The 16667-nt window shown below is 56.3% G+C and carries 20 protein-coding genes and 1 riboswitch; of the genes, 12 read left to right on the top strand and 8 right to left on the bottom strand.

The genetic code is table 11. The features are described 5' to 3' along the window. Window positions 1–46: 46 nt before the first annotated feature. Genes J7394_RS05650 through phnE form a run of 4 tightly spaced genes read left to right on the top strand, consistent with a single transcriptional unit; the run spans window position 47 to window position 4270 of the window. Window positions 47–1900 (top strand): cytochrome c peroxidase, encoded by a 1854-nt coding sequence (locus J7394_RS05650; protein ID WP_170634649.1) that lies wholly within the window; start codon window positions 47–49, stop codon window positions 1898–1900. Next, window positions 1900–2760: a phosphate/phosphite/phosphonate ABC transporter substrate-binding protein gene (locus J7394_RS05645; protein ID WP_170634651.1), complete on the top strand. Its 861-nt coding sequence runs from the start codon at window positions 1900–1902 to the stop codon at window positions 2758–2760. The genes J7394_RS05650 and J7394_RS05645 overlap by 1 nt, the downstream gene beginning before the upstream one ends. Continuing rightward, the gene (locus J7394_RS05640; RefSeq protein ID WP_209251504.1) at window positions 2757–3527 is read left to right on the top strand and encodes a phosphonate ABC transporter ATP-binding protein; all 771 of its coding nucleotides are present in this window, start codon (window positions 2757–2759) and stop codon (window positions 3525–3527) included. The genes J7394_RS05645 and J7394_RS05640 overlap by 4 nt, the downstream gene beginning before the upstream one ends. Continuing rightward, a complete protein-coding gene (phnE, locus tag J7394_RS05635; protein WP_209251502.1) occupies window positions 3527–4270 on the top strand; it encodes a phosphonate ABC transporter, permease protein PhnE in 744 nt (247 codons plus the stop codon). Before J7394_RS05640 ends, phnE begins: the two co-directional genes overlap by 1 nt. Before the next feature lie 197 nt (window positions 4271–4467). Here the strand turns inward: phnE and J7394_RS05630 are convergent, their stop codons facing one another. Together J7394_RS05630 and J7394_RS05625 are read right to left on the bottom strand one after the other, a co-directional pair. Continuing rightward, entirely contained in the window at window positions 4468–5229 is a 762-nt protein-coding gene (locus J7394_RS05630; RefSeq protein ID WP_170634657.1) for a transglutaminase family protein, read from the bottom strand. 97 nt (window positions 5230–5326) lie between these two features. Next, window positions 5327–5755 (bottom strand): helix-turn-helix domain-containing protein, encoded by a 429-nt coding sequence (locus J7394_RS05625; protein ID WP_170634659.1) that lies wholly within the window; start codon window positions 5753–5755, stop codon window positions 5327–5329. A 213-nt stretch (window positions 5756–5968) separates the two neighbouring features. Here J7394_RS05625 and J7394_RS05620 point away from each other — a divergent pair, with 213 nt between their 5' ends. From J7394_RS05620 to J7394_RS05590, 7 genes are all read left to right on the top strand, one after another. Beyond that, window positions 5969–6532: an SCO family protein gene (locus J7394_RS05620; RefSeq protein ID WP_209251500.1), complete on the top strand. Its 564-nt coding sequence runs from the start codon at window positions 5969–5971 to the stop codon at window positions 6530–6532. Window positions 6533–6537: 5 nt separating this feature from the next. Further along, window positions 6538–6960, top strand: coding sequence for a disulfide bond formation protein B (locus J7394_RS05615; RefSeq protein WP_209251498.1), 423 nt, complete (start codon window positions 6538–6540; stop codon window positions 6958–6960). Next, window positions 6957–7616 carry a thioredoxin domain-containing protein gene (locus tag J7394_RS05610; protein ID WP_209251496.1) on the top strand — a complete coding sequence of 220 codons (660 nt, stop codon included), beginning with the start codon at window positions 6957–6959 and terminating at the stop codon, window positions 7614–7616. Before J7394_RS05615 ends, J7394_RS05610 begins: the two co-directional genes overlap by 4 nt. An 18-nt stretch (window positions 7617–7634) precedes the next feature. Beyond that, window positions 7635–8114, top strand: coding sequence for a copper chaperone PCu(A)C (locus tag J7394_RS05605; protein WP_209251495.1), 480 nt, complete (start codon window positions 7635–7637; stop codon window positions 8112–8114). After that, the gene (locus tag J7394_RS05600) at window positions 8114–8740 is read left to right on the top strand and encodes an SCO family protein (protein WP_209251494.1); all 627 of its coding nucleotides are present in this window, start codon (window positions 8114–8116) and stop codon (window positions 8738–8740) included. The genes J7394_RS05605 and J7394_RS05600 overlap by 1 nt, the downstream gene beginning before the upstream one ends. Beyond that, a complete protein-coding gene (locus J7394_RS05595; protein WP_209251493.1) occupies window positions 8737–10104 on the top strand; it encodes a M23 family metallopeptidase in 1368 nt (455 codons plus the stop codon). Before J7394_RS05600 ends, J7394_RS05595 begins: the two co-directional genes overlap by 4 nt. A gap of 99 nt (window positions 10105–10203) precedes the next feature. Then, window positions 10204–10368 carry a hypothetical protein gene (locus tag J7394_RS05590; protein ID WP_170481525.1) on the top strand — a complete coding sequence of 55 codons (165 nt, stop codon included), beginning with the start codon at window positions 10204–10206 and terminating at the stop codon, window positions 10366–10368. A gap of 52 nt (window positions 10369–10420) precedes the next feature. On the opposite strand, the gene J7394_RS05585 is transcribed toward J7394_RS05590, so the two are convergent. Beyond that, the gene (locus J7394_RS05585; RefSeq protein ID WP_209251492.1) at window positions 10421–12754 is read right to left on the bottom strand and encodes a cation-translocating P-type ATPase; all 2334 of its coding nucleotides are present in this window, start codon (window positions 12752–12754) and stop codon (window positions 10421–10423) included. A gap of 189 nt (window positions 12755–12943) precedes the next feature. Here J7394_RS05585 and J7394_RS05580 point away from each other — a divergent pair, with 189 nt between their 5' ends. Then, window positions 12944–13216, top strand: a complete 273-nt coding sequence (locus tag J7394_RS05580) for a hypothetical protein (RefSeq protein ID WP_209251491.1) — start codon at window positions 12944–12946, stop codon at window positions 13214–13216. A gap of 41 nt (window positions 13217–13257) precedes the next feature. On the opposite strand, the gene J7394_RS05575 is transcribed toward J7394_RS05580, so the two are convergent. The 5 genes from J7394_RS05575 to J7394_RS05555 all read right to left on the bottom strand — a co-directional run bounded on the left by J7394_RS05575 (window position 13258) and on the right by J7394_RS05555 (window position 16526). Beyond that, window positions 13258–13920 carry a L,D-transpeptidase gene (locus J7394_RS05575; RefSeq protein ID WP_170634676.1) on the bottom strand — a complete coding sequence of 221 codons (663 nt, stop codon included), beginning with the start codon at window positions 13918–13920 and terminating at the stop codon, window positions 13258–13260. A gap of 397 nt (window positions 13921–14317) precedes the next feature. Further along, window positions 14318–14821: a hypothetical protein gene (locus J7394_RS05570; protein WP_170634678.1), complete on the bottom strand. Its 504-nt coding sequence runs from the start codon at window positions 14819–14821 to the stop codon at window positions 14318–14320. A 64-nt stretch (window positions 14822–14885) separates the two neighbouring features. Continuing rightward, window positions 14886–15584 (bottom strand): CbtA family protein, encoded by a 699-nt coding sequence (locus J7394_RS05565; protein ID WP_170634742.1) that lies wholly within the window; start codon window positions 15582–15584, stop codon window positions 14886–14888. Between the two features lie 4 nt (window positions 15585–15588). Beyond that, the gene (locus tag J7394_RS05560) at window positions 15589–15759 is read right to left on the bottom strand and encodes a CbtB domain-containing protein (protein WP_170481539.1); all 171 of its coding nucleotides are present in this window, start codon (window positions 15757–15759) and stop codon (window positions 15589–15591) included. Between the two features lie 33 nt (window positions 15760–15792). Then, window positions 15793–16009, bottom strand: a riboswitch (cobalamin riboswitch). Between the two features lie 181 nt (window positions 16010–16190). Further along, window positions 16191–16526, bottom strand: coding sequence for a DUF1636 family protein (locus tag J7394_RS05555; RefSeq protein WP_170634680.1), 336 nt, complete (start codon window positions 16524–16526; stop codon window positions 16191–16193). Window positions 16527–16667 lie beyond the last annotated feature (141 nt).

Raw genomic sequence — 16667 nt, 5'->3', positions numbered from 1 at the left:
GCCTTCATCCTTAAATTAGACAAGGCTAACTTAAATAGACAGTGCTATGAAACATCTGATAGCGTCCACACTTCTTTGCGCACTGCCAGTGATCGCGGATGCCACGGCGATTGAAGAATCTCCTTGGGCCCCGCGCGCTGCCGCGTATCGACTGACCTTGTTCATGGGAAATCTAACCCCGGTTCCCTGGGATGAAATTGAGAGGAGTTGGACTTCGCCCGCACCTGGCAGTGACATTCAGGTCGCTCCCCTATCACGCGTCTCCGACAACGAAGCGCTTGCGATCAACCAAGCTATGCAAGCCGAAGATCGGCAGGCGCTGTTCGAAGCAAGCACAACTGCCATTGCGGAGGGAATCCTGCGCCATCTGGATGTCGCAAAGACCGCGCTGGGTCAGCCTGAGGCGGCCCGCGAGGTCGCGCAAGCGGCTGCTCTGTTCCGCGCATTCGAAGATGGTATCAAGGCTGCGGACACGTCGGCGGCTCGCGACCTGGGCCGGGCATGGCTGGTTCTGAACTCCACCCTTGGCAGCGCAGGAGTACTGGGCAACGGCGCCCAAACGGTGGATGCCGACCAATTTGCAGAAGCTCAGGCCATTGTCGCTGCCTATATTCGTGCCAACTATCTGCCATCCGAGTATGCCCAACGCGACAAGTTAACACCGCTGCCTGAAACAGTTGTGCTTTCCGGCGAACAAATCACAATGCCCGCCACGCTGCCGCCAGGGTCAAACATCGGAGATCAGGCGCAGCTGCCGCGGCTGGTTCTTCAGTTTGAGGAGGCGGGTGAGGATGAAGCTAATCTACCGCTGGTGGCCTACGGTGACATGCTGTTCGACAGCCCCGAAATCTTCGGCGGCCCGGCGCGTGAGTTGGGCATCGCCTGCTCGACCTGCCACAACCGCTCCGACGTGAACCGGGATTTCTTCATTCCGGGCCTTTCATCCCATCCGGGTGGGATGGATGTGGACGGATCGTTTTTCAATCCAATGTTCAATGACCGGACCGATGATCACTTGGACACGCCTTCTATGCGTGGCATCCGCTTTACCGCACCTTATGGCCGCGACGGGCGCGAACCCAGCCTGCGCCGGTTCATCCGAAATGTGATTGTGACCGAATTCGCGGGAAAGGAACCAACGCCGTTCCAACTGGACGCGCTGGAAGCCTATGTCAAACAGTTCGACTTTCTTCCCAACCCAAAGATCGACCGGTCCGGCAAGCTGACCGATCTGGCGTCAGATGCCGCCAAGCGCGGGGAGTTGCTGTTCAACACCAAATTTGCCGGACTTGGTGACAAATCCTGCGCTTCGTGTCACACGCCTGACCGTCAGTTCCGCGATGGTCTGACCTACGACATCGGCAGCGCTGAACCACCATTCCCCGGCGGCACGGCTTCTGCGTTCGAAACCCCGACGCTGCGCAACGTCAATTTCACTGCACCTTACATGCATGACGGATCGCTGCCGACGCTGGCCAGCGTTGTTGACTGGTTCAATGATACCAAAAATTTGGGTTTGGACGAAGCACAGCGCGCAGATCTGACGGCCTACGTCGAAGCTGTTGGAGACGGTGAAGACCCCTATCAAGTATTCGAAGGTCGCAACAGCGTATTCCGCTTGTCCTGGGAAGAGCTGACGACATTCGCCAGTACGCTCGATACCCTGCTGCCGATGCAGGATGCCGAAAACATAGCGGTTCTGATCGACACGGTAGCTCCTGATCTGGCCGCGGATGCCAGTGTCATGGTCAATCAGAACGCCAAGCCCGAAATCTACGAATTCGCCGCGATCCTGCGAGCGGTTGGCGATGCCAGCGCCGAAGGAAACTGGACCGAAGCCATCCGCCAGTGGGAACTGTTCAAGTCCATGCAGGCCGAAATTGACGAGAGGATGTTCTGATGTTGTCGCGCCGCAATTTTCTGGTCGCTGCAGCCGCATCTGCAGCCATGCCCGTAATGGCTGCAACTGACCAGGGGCTGAAGCTGGCCTTCATCCCGCAGGAGAACCCCGAAAAGCTGTTGGGTGACATCAACGTCATCACCGGCTGGCTTTCAGAGCAGATGGGCGTCCCGGTCACGGGGTTTGTCACGTTCGACCACGCTGCTGCCGTTGAGGCGCTGCGCAACGGTGATGCCGATATCTCGTTCATGGGAGCGTTGCCCTTTGTGTTGGCCGAAGACCAGATCGGCGCCGTACCGCTATTGTCCGAGGTTTATCGCGGGCAACCCAGCTATTCGGGCCGGGTCTTCGTGCGGCGTGACAGCGGAATCGAAGCGCTGGCCGATCTCCGGGGACGTGACATCGCCTTTTCCGATCCGGTCTCGGAATCCGGTTACATCTATCCGCTTGATCTGTTTGTGCGCGCCGGGCTGTTCGCGGGCACGGGCGATGCCGACAGCTTTTTCGGGCAGAAATTCTTTGCTGGCGGATATCAGCAAGCGATGCAGGCCATGGCCAACGGACTGGTCGATGCGGCAGGCGCAAGCCAGTATGCCGATCTCTATCTGACCCCGGATCAGCAGGCCGAGGTCAAGGTGCTGGCGGAATCAGAACAAATTCCCAGCCACGCAATCATTGCCCGCCCTGATCTGGACGCCGGGCTGCAGGCAAAGTTCATTGAAACCATGCTGCGCCTCAACGAGAGTGAGAACCGTCATCTGTTGGCCTACCTCTATGGCCCGGATGGCTATCTTCCTGCTGATCCATCGGTTTACGAGGGCGTGCGCGAGACTGCGCGGCGGTATGGGTTTCTGAAATGAATCCTGTAGTTTCACTCAACGCGATATCGCAACACTTTGCCAGTGCAGCGGCGCTTACAGAAGTTTCACTATCAGTGCAGCCCGGTGAAAGCGTCGCGCTACTCGGTCCTTCGGGTGCGGGCAAATCAACGATGCTGGCTTTGTTGGACGGTCGTTTGCGTGGTTGGCACGGCGAAGCCCAGGTGCTTGGCAAGCCACTTTTGGCAACTGGGGTTCCATCCCGCGAGGACCGTGCCAATACCGGCTTTATCTTTCAGGAATTCGCACTGGTTGATCGGCAGAGTGTTTATCAGAATGTAATGAACGGTCGGATGGGCCGGATGAATATCTGGTCTTCGCTTTGGGGGCGGTTCCGGGAAGAGGACCACATGTGCGTGACACGGGCGCTTCAGGATACGGGGCTGTCAGACCTGGCAAGCCGCCGTGCCGATCAGTTGTCGGGTGGGCAACGGCAGCGCGTTGCGATTGCCAGATGTCTGGCACAAGAACCCGAGTTGATCCTTGCGGATGAGCCCGTCAGCAATTTGGACCCTGCTCACGCCGAACGAATTCTGAGCCTGATCACAAGCTCTGCACGTAGCCGTGGTATCGGCGTCATTTTCAGCTCGCATCAGCCGGATCTGTCGCGCCGCTTTGCCGAGCGCATCATAGGCCTGCGAGATGGCGTGGTATTGTTCGACAAACCGTCGGCTCAATTTACCAGCGGGGACATCGACGAGCTGTATCACGGCGCCAGTGTCACATCGGGGCTGCGTGTAGTCAGTTGATGGGCCGATCTGTCATTTGGGTCATGCTGGCTCTGGCGATCCTGTGGTCGCTGACCAGCGGGGATATGGGATTGGGCAAGCTGCCAGGCGCAGGGCCCCGTCTGGCAGAGTTTATGGGGCGCATGATCCCACCTGACCTGTCCGTTTGGCGCGAGGTTCTGACAGGGCTGGCGGAGACACTGAGGATCGCCATTCTGGGAACATTGTTCGCTGTAATCCTGTCCTCGGGACTGGCCCTTCTGGCCTCTGAAACTATGGTGTCACCAACAATTTGGCGCCCCGTCCGCGCCTTGCTGGCGGTTATCCGGTCGATCCCGCTGATCCTGGTCGCCATGCTAATGGTGGGCGCTGTTGGGTTGGGACCACTTCCCGGTATTCTGGCAATCACATTTCACGCGACTGGCATGTTGGCAAAGTTCTATGCGGAAGCCATCGACAACGTTGCTACCGCTCCTGTGGCGGCGCTTGAAAGCGCGGGAGCCAACAGAATTCAACAGTTGCGTTGGGCGATCTGGCCGCAGATGGCGCCTGTGATCATGCGCGATACCGTATTTCGGTTTGAACTAAATCTGCGCGAAAGCCTGATACTGGGCATTGTCGGTGCCGGTGGCATCGGGCTGTATGTGCAAACCTATGTACGGTCGTTTCAGTATGAAAAGGCTGCGACCGTGACGTTGGCAATCATTGTTCTGGTTTTATTGTCAGAGGCGCTGAATACGGCCTTGCAAAAACGGTTCAACTAAGCCGGAATCTCCCAATTCTCCAAGGAAAAGGCTCGTGTCTTTCCTTTCTTCCATCGCGGTTGAAGGTTGGATGCTTCGCTTGAAACCGGGCCGGTGTAGTCTGCTACACACCCCCTCACGCTGGTTTGTTAAGGCCTCAAGCTTGCTAGATTGAAAGTCGCCTGCGTTGAGGAAAATTCTTGGTGCCAATCTAGCGTTCAAACGGATTCACCGCTGTTTCCATGGGAATGTGTTGCCGAAACATTTGCTACCAGCCTGCCAGTGCGTAGTGCTCTGACACGTGCGTTCATCCAATGCCTCACGACGACTCGGTACATCAGTTCACGGAAAAAGCCAAAGTTCTGCCTGTGACGGACATAGAAGGAGTCAGGGGAGTCAAAGACCCCAAAATCCTGCACGATGCCGTTTCTTTGAATGTATGTGTCACGGCCTTCCCATTCGACCTGGGGATCGCTCAGGCAATCCGTCCCCACACCATACCCACACAGGCTTTCTGTTTTGGGAAATGTCTGCTGCAACACGCGTAAGAAAAGCTCATCCAGAATAAAGCCTTCCAGCTTTAGCCACGTACCCTCTGCTTCGACTTCGACCCATGAATGCACAATCTCCATCGGCGCCATCGGATAGAAAAGCTCGGGAACCACACCCCTCTGCAATTCTTTGTGGATCGTAAAGCCATGCAAACGGCATCGGATACCGCTGCCGCGAAACAGTGCCATCAGAAGAGTGCCCTTGGTATTGCATTGCCCATAGCCATTGGCGAGTACCTCTGACGCCGGGATATCGTCTGCACGGTTGTAACCAAAGGCAATCTCGTTACGCACGAAATCATAAATAGCGCCAATTCGATCCAATACAGGCAGATCGGGCCAGCTCCGTTCCGTTATGAGCCCCAAAATTGCGGGTGTTTCAAAATCAAGCAGAGGTGTGGCGGTTAGCAACGGGTCTCGGTTCAGCATTTGGTCTCTCGTCGAATCAACTCAGAAAGACTTTTAACTGCTATAGTGACTATAGCTTCAAGAGGCTAATTCCAGTTCGCAATAACGCTGCCCGGGGTTACGCGCCGATTTCTTCGTGATCAGTAAGACATTCGGAATGATCGCGCAGAACTTCGAGAACACGACAGTCCGAGGTGTTGCCGCCACTGCATTCATGCACCATGCGCTCCAGCTCGGTCCGCAACGCTTCCAGCCGCGCCATTCTTTGCTCAATCTGTTTGAGTTGCCGGCGCGCGATACTGTCGGCTTCATGACATGGGCGATCCGGATCGTCGGACAAATCAAGCAGTTCGCGTATCGCCTCAAGCGAAAACCCCAATTGGCGGGAATGACGGATGAATGCAAGGCGATCCAGTTCGGCATGGCCGTAACGCCTCTGGCCACCTTCGGTGCGCCCCGGTTCCGGCATAAGTCCGATCTGCTCGTAGTAGCGGATCGTCTGAACCTTGGTTCCGGTCTTTTTTCCGAGCGTTCCGATCGTCAGCATCTGGGTCTCCTTGCAAAGTTACAGCTTATGTAGGTTCGCGTCGACACCGCACAATAGTACCTTCCAGCCGGTGGACCTGTGACACCCAGCCGCAGGCTCAAAAACCCCTTTGAACCTCTAGCAGGTAGAGGGTGTACATGCCGTTCTGAACCAAGAATCACAGGCGGACGGCTAACTTTGAAACTGACCGTGTTTCAGAAAATCTTATGGGTAATGGCTGGTGTCGCAACGGCGGCATTTGCCTATCTGATGCTGTGGTCAGAATATAGACCTGCGCGGATTGAGGAGGGGTCTGTCCCGTTCGAAGCCAGGTTCGAACTGACAGATCACTCTGGTGTTGTCCGTACTCAGAACGACTTTGCGGGCAAATGGATGTTGGTGTTTTTTGGGTTCACCAACTGCCCGGACGTATGCCCTACAACACTGTCTGAGGTAGCAGCAGTGCAGGAAGGGCTGGGCGACCAATCAAACCAAGTGCAACCTATCTTCATTTCAATTGACCCCGAACGCGACACTCCGGCCGTCCTGGCCGAGTATGTGCCACTTTTCGATGCGGGGATCATTGGGCTTACAGGCACGCCAGAACAGATTGCGCAAACGTCCAAGACCTTTCCGATATTCTACGAACGGATCGAACAAACCCCTGCGCCGGATGGATATACGATGGGGCATACCTCTCATCTGTTTCTGTTCAACAAGGACGCTGGATTCGTCCAGTCCTGGTCCTATGGCACGCCTGCCGAAGAAATTCTTGCGGATCTGAAACAGAGACTCTGAGCACCATGTCCCGGTTTTCTAAAGATACACTTCTCGGCCTGGCCTGGGCGATTGCCTTGGTTGCTTCTCTTTCTGTTCTGTTCATTGGAGAGATCCTGGGGCAGACGCCCTGTGTGCTGTGCTGGTTCCAGCGCGCGTTCATGTTCCCATTGGCGATCGTACTGGGGCTTGGCCTGTGGTGGCAGGACCAGAACGTGGGCCGATACGGGATAGCACTGGCATTGGGGGGCGCCGTTGTCGCCTTGTGGCACATGGGCCTGTATGCTGGTCTGATCCCGGAAAAAATCCAACCATGCTCGGCAAGTGGTCCGTCCTGCACCGACGCAAATCAATCTGTTTTGGGCATCCCGATTCCGCTGATGGCGCTCGTTTCATTCGCGCTGATCGGCGTTCTGTGCGCCCTTTCACTCAAGGAGAAACAAGTATGAACAGACGTGGCATGATCTTGTCCGTTCTCGCGCTCGGTGGGGCCGGATTCGGGGCCGCCGCCTGGTACGTGAACCGAACGACTGCTTCAGGCAACACCGAGCCTGTCGCACCCGAAATCGCCGAAACACTTATCCGTTCCTACTCGCCTGTTCTCGGCCCTAAAGACGCACCGGTTACAATTGTCGAATTTTTCGATCCGGCTTGTGAAGCCTGCCGTGCCTTTCATCCGGTCGTGAAGGACATAATGGCTCAGCATGGAGACGCCGTGCGTGTTGTGATCCGGTACACCCCTTTCCATGGCGAAGGCTCAGAGGAGGCGATCCGCGTGCTTGAAGCGGCACGCATGCAGGGGGTCTTTGAACCGGTCCTGGAAGCCGTGCTGCGAGAGCAGCCCAAATGGGCCGCGCATGGTGCGCCTGAGCCTGGTCTTATTATTCGAATTGCAGCAGCGGCGGGACTGGATGCCGAGGCAGCGCAGGCACAAATGCTTGCGCCCCAGACAGTTGGTGTTCTCAATCAGGATCGCGCTGATGTCGAAGCGGCCGGTATAAGGCAAACTCCGACATTCTTCGTCAATGGCAAATCTCTGGATCCGTTTGGTGAGGCTGAATTGAGGCGCCTGGTCGCTGCAGAAGTTGCAGCACTGCAAAGCTGAGCAGTAGCGAGAGGTACTATGAGACTCACTGCAAAAAATACTCTTCTGGCAGGTGTACTGAGTGCATTCGGTCTGACGGCCATTCTCTCGGCACCGGTTCTGGCAGGGGGCAACGATGTTGTCGTTGAAGATGCCTGGTCGCGCGCTTCTATTGGCTCCAACCGACCTGGGGTCGCTTACATGACGATCCGCAACACCGGCAATGAGGCCGTCACGCTGACGTCTATCCGCACCGATCTTGCGAGGATGCCCGAGATCCATCAGACATCGACCAATGCAGAGGGCGTCAGTTCCATGGCACCCGCTGGCGAGCTGGAAATTGCGCCGGGTGGTTTCGTAGCGCTTGAGCCGGGCGGGCTCCACGCAATGCTCATGCGGCTGCAACGCCCTATGATCGAAGGCGAGCGCTTTACGCTGACTCTTATCTTTGCTGATGGCGCAGAAAAGACCGTCAACGTGCCGATATTTGGCATCGCGGCGCGAGGCCCCGAGAGCTGATGCAGCGGCGACGCGTTCTCACATTCGGGTCTGCTGGACTTGGAGCAATCGGCCTGACGCTCTTTGCCGGATGGTGGCAAGTGGATGGGCCGGGAGCGGCTCAATCCGATCGCCTTCGCCCCCTTGCGTTGTCGGACATGAACTTTCGCATGGTTGATCACGAAGGGATCACCGTCACCCCGCAATCGCTGGTCGGACGTGCAACAATGGTGTTCTTCGGCTTTACCTACTGCCCGGATGTTTGCCCGACGACTCTTTCGGATATTTCCCTCTGGCTGGATGATCTGGGCAATGACGCGGACGAGTTGAACGTCGTGTTTATAACCGTAGACTCTGAAAGGGACACGGTCGATGCCATGGCCGATTATGTCAGCTACTTTCATCCGGCTATTCGCGGTTGGGTCGGCGTTTCGGACCAAATCGCGCAAGCCGCAGACGACTTTCGCGCCAATTATGAAAAAGTTCCACTGGAAGATGGCGACTACACAATGAACCACACCGCAAGTGTTTTTCTGTTTAACCCCACAGGCGAATTTGTCAGCACCATCGACTATCATGAGCAGAGAGAGTTCGCTGTACCCAAGATCCGCCGCGCTTTGAAAAGTGGAGCGGATACAACATCATGAACGCACGGTTTCTAGCAACCTCGGCGATCGCGATCAGCAGCGTCTCGATTGCTTCGATCATGTTCATTGCCTCGAACAGGTCTGAAATGACGGCGCCTGCGCCCACGGTCTTTCAGCTGCCCAAACTTCCTGCGGAACCGCAGATCACATCGGCTCCGTTGCTGAATGTACCATCGGCAGAACTCGCTCCAAGCCCCGTTTCGTTTCGACCTGCTCAGCCGGAACCCATTCAGGCAGAGGAACCTTTGCCACCTGTTGAACCACCTTCACGAACATGGACGCGCGAGCTTGCAGTGGGTGACACACTCGACAGTATGCTGTCTGACGCGGGGATCGACGCAACCGATCGCGCCGAAATCGCACTTGCACTTGGCGCTGAATACGACTTGCGGCGCTTGCGGCCGGGTCACTCGATAACAGTCGTTGCAACGGCAGCGGATCAACTGTGGAGTGTGGAGCTCGCCGTGGAAGATGGCGTGAGAATTGAAGTGACACTTAGCGAGACGTTGTCCACGCGCGTGGTCTCACCGGAACCCGACACTGTCATTCTGGCCCGCAAAACAGAGATCGAAACTTCGATTTCAAATGCGCTGAGTAGCGCAAAGATCCCGGTTCGTTTTGCGGTGGATCTCGCTCAGATGCTGAGCGGGACAGTGGATTTTCGGAGGGACCTGACAGGTGGTGAAGCTCTCCGTCTTCTCTGGCGCGAAAAGAGCATCGATGGCGAGAGGGTGGGCCAGTCCGAGCTCATTTTTGCGGCGCTGGAAGTTGATGATCGGCTTTACGAAATAGCATGGCCAGACGACGACAACGGTCGCGCCACGATCTATGTTGATGGTGAACTTCTTCGTGTCTTTGCCCAACCCGTCGAAGGCGCGCGCCTGAGTTCAGTCTTTGGTCGGCGAAAACACCCGGTCTACGGCAATGTGCGGATGCATACAGGTGTCGATTTTGCTGCTGCACGCGGCACGCCGGTACATGCGACAGCTCCGGGCCGGGTATCCTATGTTGGTTGGCGCGGGGGGTATGGGCGTGTGGTGGAAATCGCTCATGGATCGGATACGGTCACGCGATATACGCATCTTAGCGCAACCGCCGATGGTCTGGCCAAAGGTCAGCGCGTGGAGGCTGGCGAGATGGTTGGCCGTGTCGGGTCGAGCGGCACCGCGACCGGCCCCAATCTTCATTATGAAGTATTGGTTGACGGGCGCCCAACGGACCCGCTTTCTGACGACCGACTTGCTGCCGCTGCGAACAACGAGGTTGAAAGCGAAGCAGCGCGAAAACGCTTAAGAAATGCTCGGGCACAGCTTGAGGAACAGCTGGGCAATACCGTCGCCAAAAAAAGCGAATCTAGTTCGTGAGAGTTTCTTAAAACGGCTTCAGGTGCGCGGCTATCAGTTAGCGGGTATGCGCACCTGAAGCGAACTGCACTGCAGAAGAACCAAATCAGAGGATGTAAGATGATGGCAATCGCGGGGGCCTTGGTTGGCGCCGTTTGGGGTGGGGTCCTGGCAAAGCGCCGGAATGGCAACAGCCTTGATATTCTTCAATACGCTACAGGATATGCCATCGCTTTTGGCCTGGTGGCGTTCTTTCTTTCGATCGCAGTTGTGCGCCTGATGTAACGCGCCAGTAAGCGAGGCGAAAGCCGGACACCTTGAAGTCCGGCTTCCACTCTTATGTGGTCGCAGCGCCTGTTCCGTGCGAGCCAAGGGTATTTGCCGCAGTCTGGGCGGTGTGATCTTCCGGAGCTTTCAGAAGCCGTAAGGCATTGGCCACGACCAGCAAGGACACTCCGACATCCGCGGCGATTGCACCCCACATGGATGCCAGCCCAAAACCCGTCAGAGTCACAAACAATGCTTTGGTCGCAAGTGAGAAGCCGATGTTCTGACGGATGATCGACATGGTTCGACGTGAATGGTCGATCAGCCAGGGTACTTTACCGATGTCGTCGGTCATTAGAGCAATATCTGCGGTCTCAATAGCAGCGTCGGACCCAACTGCACCCATCGCGACCGCATAATGTGCCCGAGCCATCGCAGGTGCATCGTTGACGCCATCGCCGATCATCGCAACCATCTCGTGTTGCTCTGCCAGTTCTTCGATCGCAGCGACCTTGTCTTCCGGCAGAAGCTGGGCCCGGACTTCGTCGATGCCGACTTCGGCTGCTACCGCTCTCGCGGTTTGTTCGTTGTCACCTGTCAGCATGATGATTGACTTCACGCCCTGCGCGTGAAGCCGGGCAACGATGTTCTTGGCTTCGGGGCGAATGCGGTCCCGCAGCTCAAGCAAACCGGTGACTCCGTTCTCATCCCCGACAACCACAAGTGTGCTTCCCGCGCTCTCGATCTGGTTGCTCAATTCGGCAGGAATGGACGCGCCAAAGCCCTTCTCTACAGCGAAGCGGTCAGAGCCAAGCCAGATATTTCCGCGCTCGGTGCGGCCCTCAAGACCCCGACCGGGAACGGTTCGGATATCTTCAGCCGCAGATATCGAAATGTCGGTCTGTTCTGCCCTGGTGAGAATGGCGCGGGCCAACGGGTGTGAAGATCGAACCTCAAGGCTGGCAGCGCTTGCCAACAGTTCCCGCTCGGATGCGCCGCCCAGCGGATAGACATTGGCCACTTCAGGCTCGCCCATGGTGATCGTGCCGGTCTTGTCCATGGCCAGTGCGGTAGTGCGCCCGGGGGCTTCGATATATGCACCGCCCTTAATCAGAACCCCGGCCCGGGCCGAAGCGGTCAAAGCCGCAACGATTGAAACCGGCGTGGAAATGACGAGTGCACAGGGGCAGGCGATAACCAGAAGAACAAGTGCATTGTAAAACCAAAAGCCCCACGATGCGCCAAATGCAAGCGGTGGGATCAGGGCGATGGCCACTGCAACGACCATAACGATGGGCGTATAGATCCGCGCAAATTTTGTTACCCACTGCTCAACCGGCGCACGGCGCGCATGAGCATCACCGACCATCCGGATGATCTTGGCAAGCACGGTATCGGACGCTGTTTTCGTCGCACGTATTTTGAGGGTGCCTTCACCATTGATTGTGCCGGCGTAGACCTCATCACCCAGCTCTTTGGGGATCAGTGCGCTTTCACCTGTGATTGGAGCCTGGTCAACGGCACCGGCCCCTTCGATGACTTCCCCGTCAAGTGGAATGCGATCCCCACCCCGAACGATGAAGCTGTCGCCGACAAAGACATCCGCCGCCGGGACCGTTGCCTCTGAGCCGTCAGCACGAACCAGCCGAACCGTCGGGGGGGCCAGATCAAGCAGCGCGGATACTGCGTTGCGAGCCCGTCCGACACTCCAGCTTTCCAGATAAAGAGAGAGCGAAAAGAAAAATGCTACAGTTGCCGCTTCAAAAAACTCACCCAGACCGATGGCACCAGCGACGGCAACAACCATCAAAAGGTTCATATCCGGCGAAAGGCGCTGCGCCGAAGACCAGGCCTTGGGGGCCACCAGCCAGACGCCAAACAAGATCGCGACCGCGAACAAAGTGGCCTCGGGCAAAGGCATCGGAACCTCACCATGTCCCGAAAACAGTCCAAGCGCTCCGCCCATGCCTGTTTCGAAGATGTGCCAGCCAAAGCCTGCCGCCCAAAAACCTCCGCTGAGTGTGGTGAACCGTCGCTGACGCGCAATATGCGCCGCCTGATCCAGGGCGGCATTTCCGTCATCCCAAGGTTTGGCGTTCATACCGGTGCAGGCAACCAGCAGCATGACGTCTTCGTCAGAAAGCTTGGCAGCACTTTCAAGAAGCGTCATTCGACTGTTGATGACATCAAAAGCGAGATGCTCTTCACCACCAACTTTCGGGCCGATAACCCGGTTCAGGATCACAACCTCTTCGGCGCAATCGAGGCCAGAGACCTGAAAGCTTCTACCGCCGTCAGGAATTGGACCGGCGGGGGCGATGGCGCCACACCCGCCACTACTGCATGCGTGGTGACCATGTTTGTTTTCGTGGCCATGGTCGTGGCTATGGGTATCGGATGACATGATCGGACCTCAAGAATCTCTATGGTCCTTTGTAAGTAGTTCCTACAGTAACTAGAGCTTCAATACCTTTCTGAATTTTTTAGCATCCGGGTTCCTTGCGCGTGATACCGACACTCCATTCCTTCTTGCGGGCTGGTCGCGTGGATGCAATCTAGTCGCAGAGGACGCAAAAAATTCTGGAACAGGTCAATGCAGAAACGGATCGCAATTACCATCACGTTAGTCTCGATTACTGCCGGTTGCTCAGCCCAGTTCACTGGGGCCAAAAGCAAAGCACTTGAACCAGGCAACGTGCCAGATTCAGTCGTTGCGCTGGCAGGGCCGGGGCAGGATCTGGCCACGGCACGCCTTTTGCCAGAAGACAATTGCTTCTGGTATGAGCACAGCGGACCTGTCGAGACGACATTGGTACCATTGCGCGCGACGAATGGCGCTCCGATCTGCGCCGCGCGAGACGCCTGATAAAAAAGAGGGCGACGACGTCCACCTACGCTGCCCAAAATTTATGAGCGGGCTGTGACGCTATCTTCGGCCGAGTATAAATATGCGGTCGAGCCGATTCTTACATGTGGGTAGAGATCATTGATATGGGCCATGATCATTCTAACACATCCAGAACTTGCGCGACCACCGATGCTTCTAGGCTGAGGCGTGCCGTGAATTCTGAGATATGTATCTCGATTTCCAACGTATAGATAAAGGGCTCGAGAGCCGAGAGCATTACTTGGCCCGGGTTCCATACCATCCCGAAATTCCGCGTATTCGGGGTTGCGCTCGATCATTGAAGCCGTTGGCGTCCAATGTGGCCACTCGACCTTGCGCCGGATAGCATAGGTTCCGGGCTCGTAAAGGTTCCCTCGCGCGATCGCAACGCCATAGCGCATTGCGGTCCCGCCTTCCTCGATATGGTAAAGATAGCGCGCGACCGCATCGACATGGATGTCACCAGGAACCAAACCATCATTTGCTACGACACGTCGTGGTAAAAAACGGTCATGAACGCCCCATGGATTTGAGGTCGCTGGATCGTAATCAAATGGCGTGACCTGGCTGTCCCAATAGGTCTTTTGCGACGAGGTTGGCCATGTTTTGGCGATCAATGGACTGGCCGCAGACGCGGAAAACAGCGCAGTGGTTGATTGAATGAAATAGCGCCTTGTCAGCATAGATCTCAGCCTGGTTCACAAGTTCAATGTATTTGCATCGCATTTTCACGATCAAATTCGAGTCTTAAAGCCTCTAGCAGCTAGAGCTTCAAGAGGTTTCAGGTAACGCTTAGTTTATCCAGTCGATCAGGTGCGCGGTGGCGTGAACTCTGATTTGATCGAGTTTGCTTTGGACTGGGTCAAAAAAGCAATGGAAAGAACCGAAATGCCCATTGTAGTTGCTTCATGTTTTCGGTTTCCGACGATGCAAGCCAAAGGAACAAGACGGGAATTCGGCGCGGCTTTGCAACAGCTTATCTGTCCTTGGATACAGAGCGGCAAAAACCCGCGCGCACGCTGTACTTGCCGCTTAGACCCGCTGAATCCGCGTAGTTGTCTTCTCAGCCAGGAATGTCAATCAGGAGTCATCGCCGTCAGGCTGCACGGTCACTTTGGCCTCCACGGGCACACCCTCAACCATCAGAGGGCTGTGGCTGTTGCCATTGAGAGAAACTTTTACTTCAACATCGCCATCGGGGAGCGACGGAAGGTGTAACCAATTGGCATAAAGGCGGCCCAGCTTTTCGCCGTTGATATAAACATGCGCGTGACCTTCGCCTGGAACGTCAGCCGTGGAGGCATTTTCCGGAGCAAAGCGAAAGTTCTGCGGTGTCACACGCAGATTCCAGCCCGCCATAGGATCCTTAATCATCTGGATCGCCACACTGGGGGCGTCGCTGTCGGCAGGCAGATTAGTGGCAGCGGAGTGGTCGTGCGCTGCCATCTCCATGTTGCCGCCGTGTTGGGCCGGGTCAGTATGGTCATGGCTCTCAAAGGTGCTACCGCTGCTGGCGGCAATCACAAAGCCAGCACCGCCGCCAAAGACAAGTCCGATGGCAAAGAGAGCAAGAGAACGGGACATCTTGTCATCCTCAATAAAAAAAACCCGCCGGTGTAACCAGCGGGGTAGCAATGGAGGAGCGCGATCAGACTGCAGCGCCTGCGCGCTTGCCTTCTGTCTGCCAGAAGTGGCCGGTGAAACTGCCTAAGAGTGCCCAGGCGGCCATGCCGATGCCGAAGGCCCGGGCAGCAAAAAGCGCCCCGATCTCGGTCGGAACCGGCCCAGAGAAACTCTCAGGCTCAGGGGCCCCGATAATATGCGGTACCATTAGCAGCACGGCCGCAATCAGGTAGCTTACCAGGTTACCTCCAAAGGCAATCAGCCACATGGCTACGCCGGCTGCGGCAACGGTGACCGTCCACCAGATCTGACGCACTCCCACATCTGCTGCCGCTACGCCGGGAACTTCTGGAGCCAGTGACAAGCCAGGAGCAAAGTGGAAGGCGACAAAGCCCGCAAGACCCCAAAGCAGGCCGGTGCGGCCGTTGATCTCATGCCCCTGACGTTCGGCTACTGACATCAGCGCCGCCAGGACTAGCGCATAGCCGGTGTAGGTAAGCATGGTGAAGATAATGCTGAGACCATCGCGCATCGGCTCGGCGAACATGCCGGGCAGGTCGGGATGCGCAGTTACGGGATCAGCGCCAAAATGCACCAGGTCGCCGCCCTCATAGAGCTCGGCGTGAAGTAGCACTGGCTGCACGAAATACAACTGCAGAAGGGCGGCAATCAGCCCCGCTGCTGCACCAGCGAACAAGCCGCTGGTCAGAATACGACTGAACATTGTTTTAGTGGCAGGGGAAGCCAGTTGCGTGGCGCACATCATGAGCCGCGTCATGCAGGCCAGAAGCCTGAACATGGCCAGTCACGGTAATGATCCCTAGACCCAGAACCACGGCGAATACTGCAGGCAGAAAGGATGCGCCAGCGGCGGATGCCTTGATCGTTTTTGTCGTCATTTTAATCCTCCTCGCCGTCACACCCGACGGCATATGTTGTGTCCATCCTACGGCCGGTCTCCTGACTCGCAGGTCACAGCAGACTTCCCCCTTCCCAGCGCCATTACGCCAGTGGTATTGGAAGGCCGCTCGCCGCTCACAGTCGCGGGGGCGGTCAAGGCTTCAGTGCGGTAGTTTGGTGCACCGTCCTCATTCCCGTTTCAGTCCCAGTGCGTAGGCACCTTTGGACACCGTAGAAGCCTTTATTGTTCCATAGTGCTTTGTTCCGTCAAGTACGAAAGCGACATCATAGTATTCTGCAGCGGTCAATCTTAGGTAATGGCAGGCTTGGTTTAGATTTTAGCCGTTCAGTGCAGAAGGCTAAGTCGAAAAACACAAACTGTAAGCTGAAAACTCGACACCGGAGCTTTGGTCGGCAAGTTGCATGTTGGCTATCTTTTTTGTGCCGGTATACGTGCAATCGCCTTGAAACGTAGCTTACCTAGCTTCCTGGCGTCAGCGAAGTCGCCGTCAGTACTGTCCTCATACATCCGCATGAAGATCATTATGTCCGGAAGATCGACAACCGTAACCTCACCGAAAAGATAGGCGGTCTTGCCGCTTTGTCGCACCGCCAACGTCTGTGGTCGGTGACAACCGGACATGCAATCCACTTGCTGCAACTCGGCTTGCACCCCCGATGCCTCCAGCGTTGCGGCTAATTGATCATAAAGGGTGGAATCCGCGTCGCGGCAGGTTCTGCAAAGCGTGAGGTTAGGTAGGCACATGCGTCAGGCTGATCCTTGATCGAGAACTTCCATCTGAGATTTCATATTTGCTGGTCGGTTGTTAGCTCAGTTTCAATACGTGTTTTGACTCTAAGTCTGGAAAAGAGTCCATACTCAGGCAGGAAGGACACATGAGCCCTA

It is taken from the genome of Ruegeria sp. R13_0, assembly GCF_017743995.1.
Taxonomy (GTDB): domain Bacteria; phylum Pseudomonadota; class Alphaproteobacteria; order Rhodobacterales; family Rhodobacteraceae; genus Ruegeria.
Note: the sequence above shows the minus strand (reverse complement) of the source record. Positions and strands in the feature narration are given on the sequence as shown.

Coding starts and splice junctions, on each gene's coding strand:
- J7394_RS05650 (WP_170634649.1), top strand. CDS start 47: ATGAAACATCTGATAGCGTCCACACTTCTTTGCGCACTGCCAGTGATC.
- J7394_RS05645 (WP_170634651.1), top strand. CDS start 1,900: ATGTTGTCGCGCCGCAATTTTCTGGTCGCTGCAGCCGCATCTGCAGCC.
- J7394_RS05640 (WP_209251504.1), top strand. CDS start 2,757: ATGAATCCTGTAGTTTCACTCAACGCGATATCGCAACACTTTGCCAGT.
- phnE (WP_209251502.1), top strand. CDS start 3,527: ATGGGCCGATCTGTCATTTGGGTCATGCTGGCTCTGGCGATCCTGTGG.
- J7394_RS05630 (WP_170634657.1), bottom strand. CDS start 5,229: ATGCTGAACCGAGACCCGTTGCTAACCGCCACACCTCTGCTTGATTTT.
- J7394_RS05625 (WP_170634659.1), bottom strand. CDS start 5,755: ATGCTGACGATCGGAACGCTCGGAAAAAAGACCGGAACCAAGGTTCAG.
- J7394_RS05620 (WP_209251500.1), top strand. CDS start 5,969: ATGGCTGGTGTCGCAACGGCGGCATTTGCCTATCTGATGCTGTGGTCA.
- J7394_RS05615 (WP_209251498.1), top strand. CDS start 6,538: ATGTCCCGGTTTTCTAAAGATACACTTCTCGGCCTGGCCTGGGCGATT.
- J7394_RS05610 (WP_209251496.1), top strand. CDS start 6,957: ATGAACAGACGTGGCATGATCTTGTCCGTTCTCGCGCTCGGTGGGGCC.
- J7394_RS05605 (WP_209251495.1), top strand. CDS start 7,635: ATGAGACTCACTGCAAAAAATACTCTTCTGGCAGGTGTACTGAGTGCA.
- J7394_RS05600 (WP_209251494.1), top strand. CDS start 8,114: ATGCAGCGGCGACGCGTTCTCACATTCGGGTCTGCTGGACTTGGAGCA.
- J7394_RS05595 (WP_209251493.1), top strand. CDS start 8,737: ATGAACGCACGGTTTCTAGCAACCTCGGCGATCGCGATCAGCAGCGTC.
- J7394_RS05590 (WP_170481525.1), top strand. CDS start 10,204: ATGATGGCAATCGCGGGGGCCTTGGTTGGCGCCGTTTGGGGTGGGGTC.
- J7394_RS05585 (WP_209251492.1), bottom strand. CDS start 12,754: ATGTCATCCGATACCCATAGCCACGACCATGGCCACGAAAACAAACAT.
- J7394_RS05580 (WP_209251491.1), top strand. CDS start 12,944: ATGCAGAAACGGATCGCAATTACCATCACGTTAGTCTCGATTACTGCC.
- J7394_RS05575 (WP_170634676.1), bottom strand. CDS start 13,920: ATGCTGACAAGGCGCTATTTCATTCAATCAACCACTGCGCTGTTTTCC.
- J7394_RS05570 (WP_170634678.1), bottom strand. CDS start 14,821: ATGTCCCGTTCTCTTGCTCTCTTTGCCATCGGACTTGTCTTTGGCGGC.
- J7394_RS05565 (WP_170634742.1), bottom strand. CDS start 15,584: ATGTTCAGTCGTATTCTGACCAGCGGCTTGTTCGCTGGTGCAGCAGCG.
- J7394_RS05560 (WP_170481539.1), bottom strand. CDS start 15,759: ATGACGACAAAAACGATCAAGGCATCCGCCGCTGGCGCATCCTTTCTG.
- J7394_RS05555 (WP_170634680.1), bottom strand. CDS start 16,526: ATGTGCCTACCTAACCTCACGCTTTGCAGAACCTGCCGCGACGCGGAT.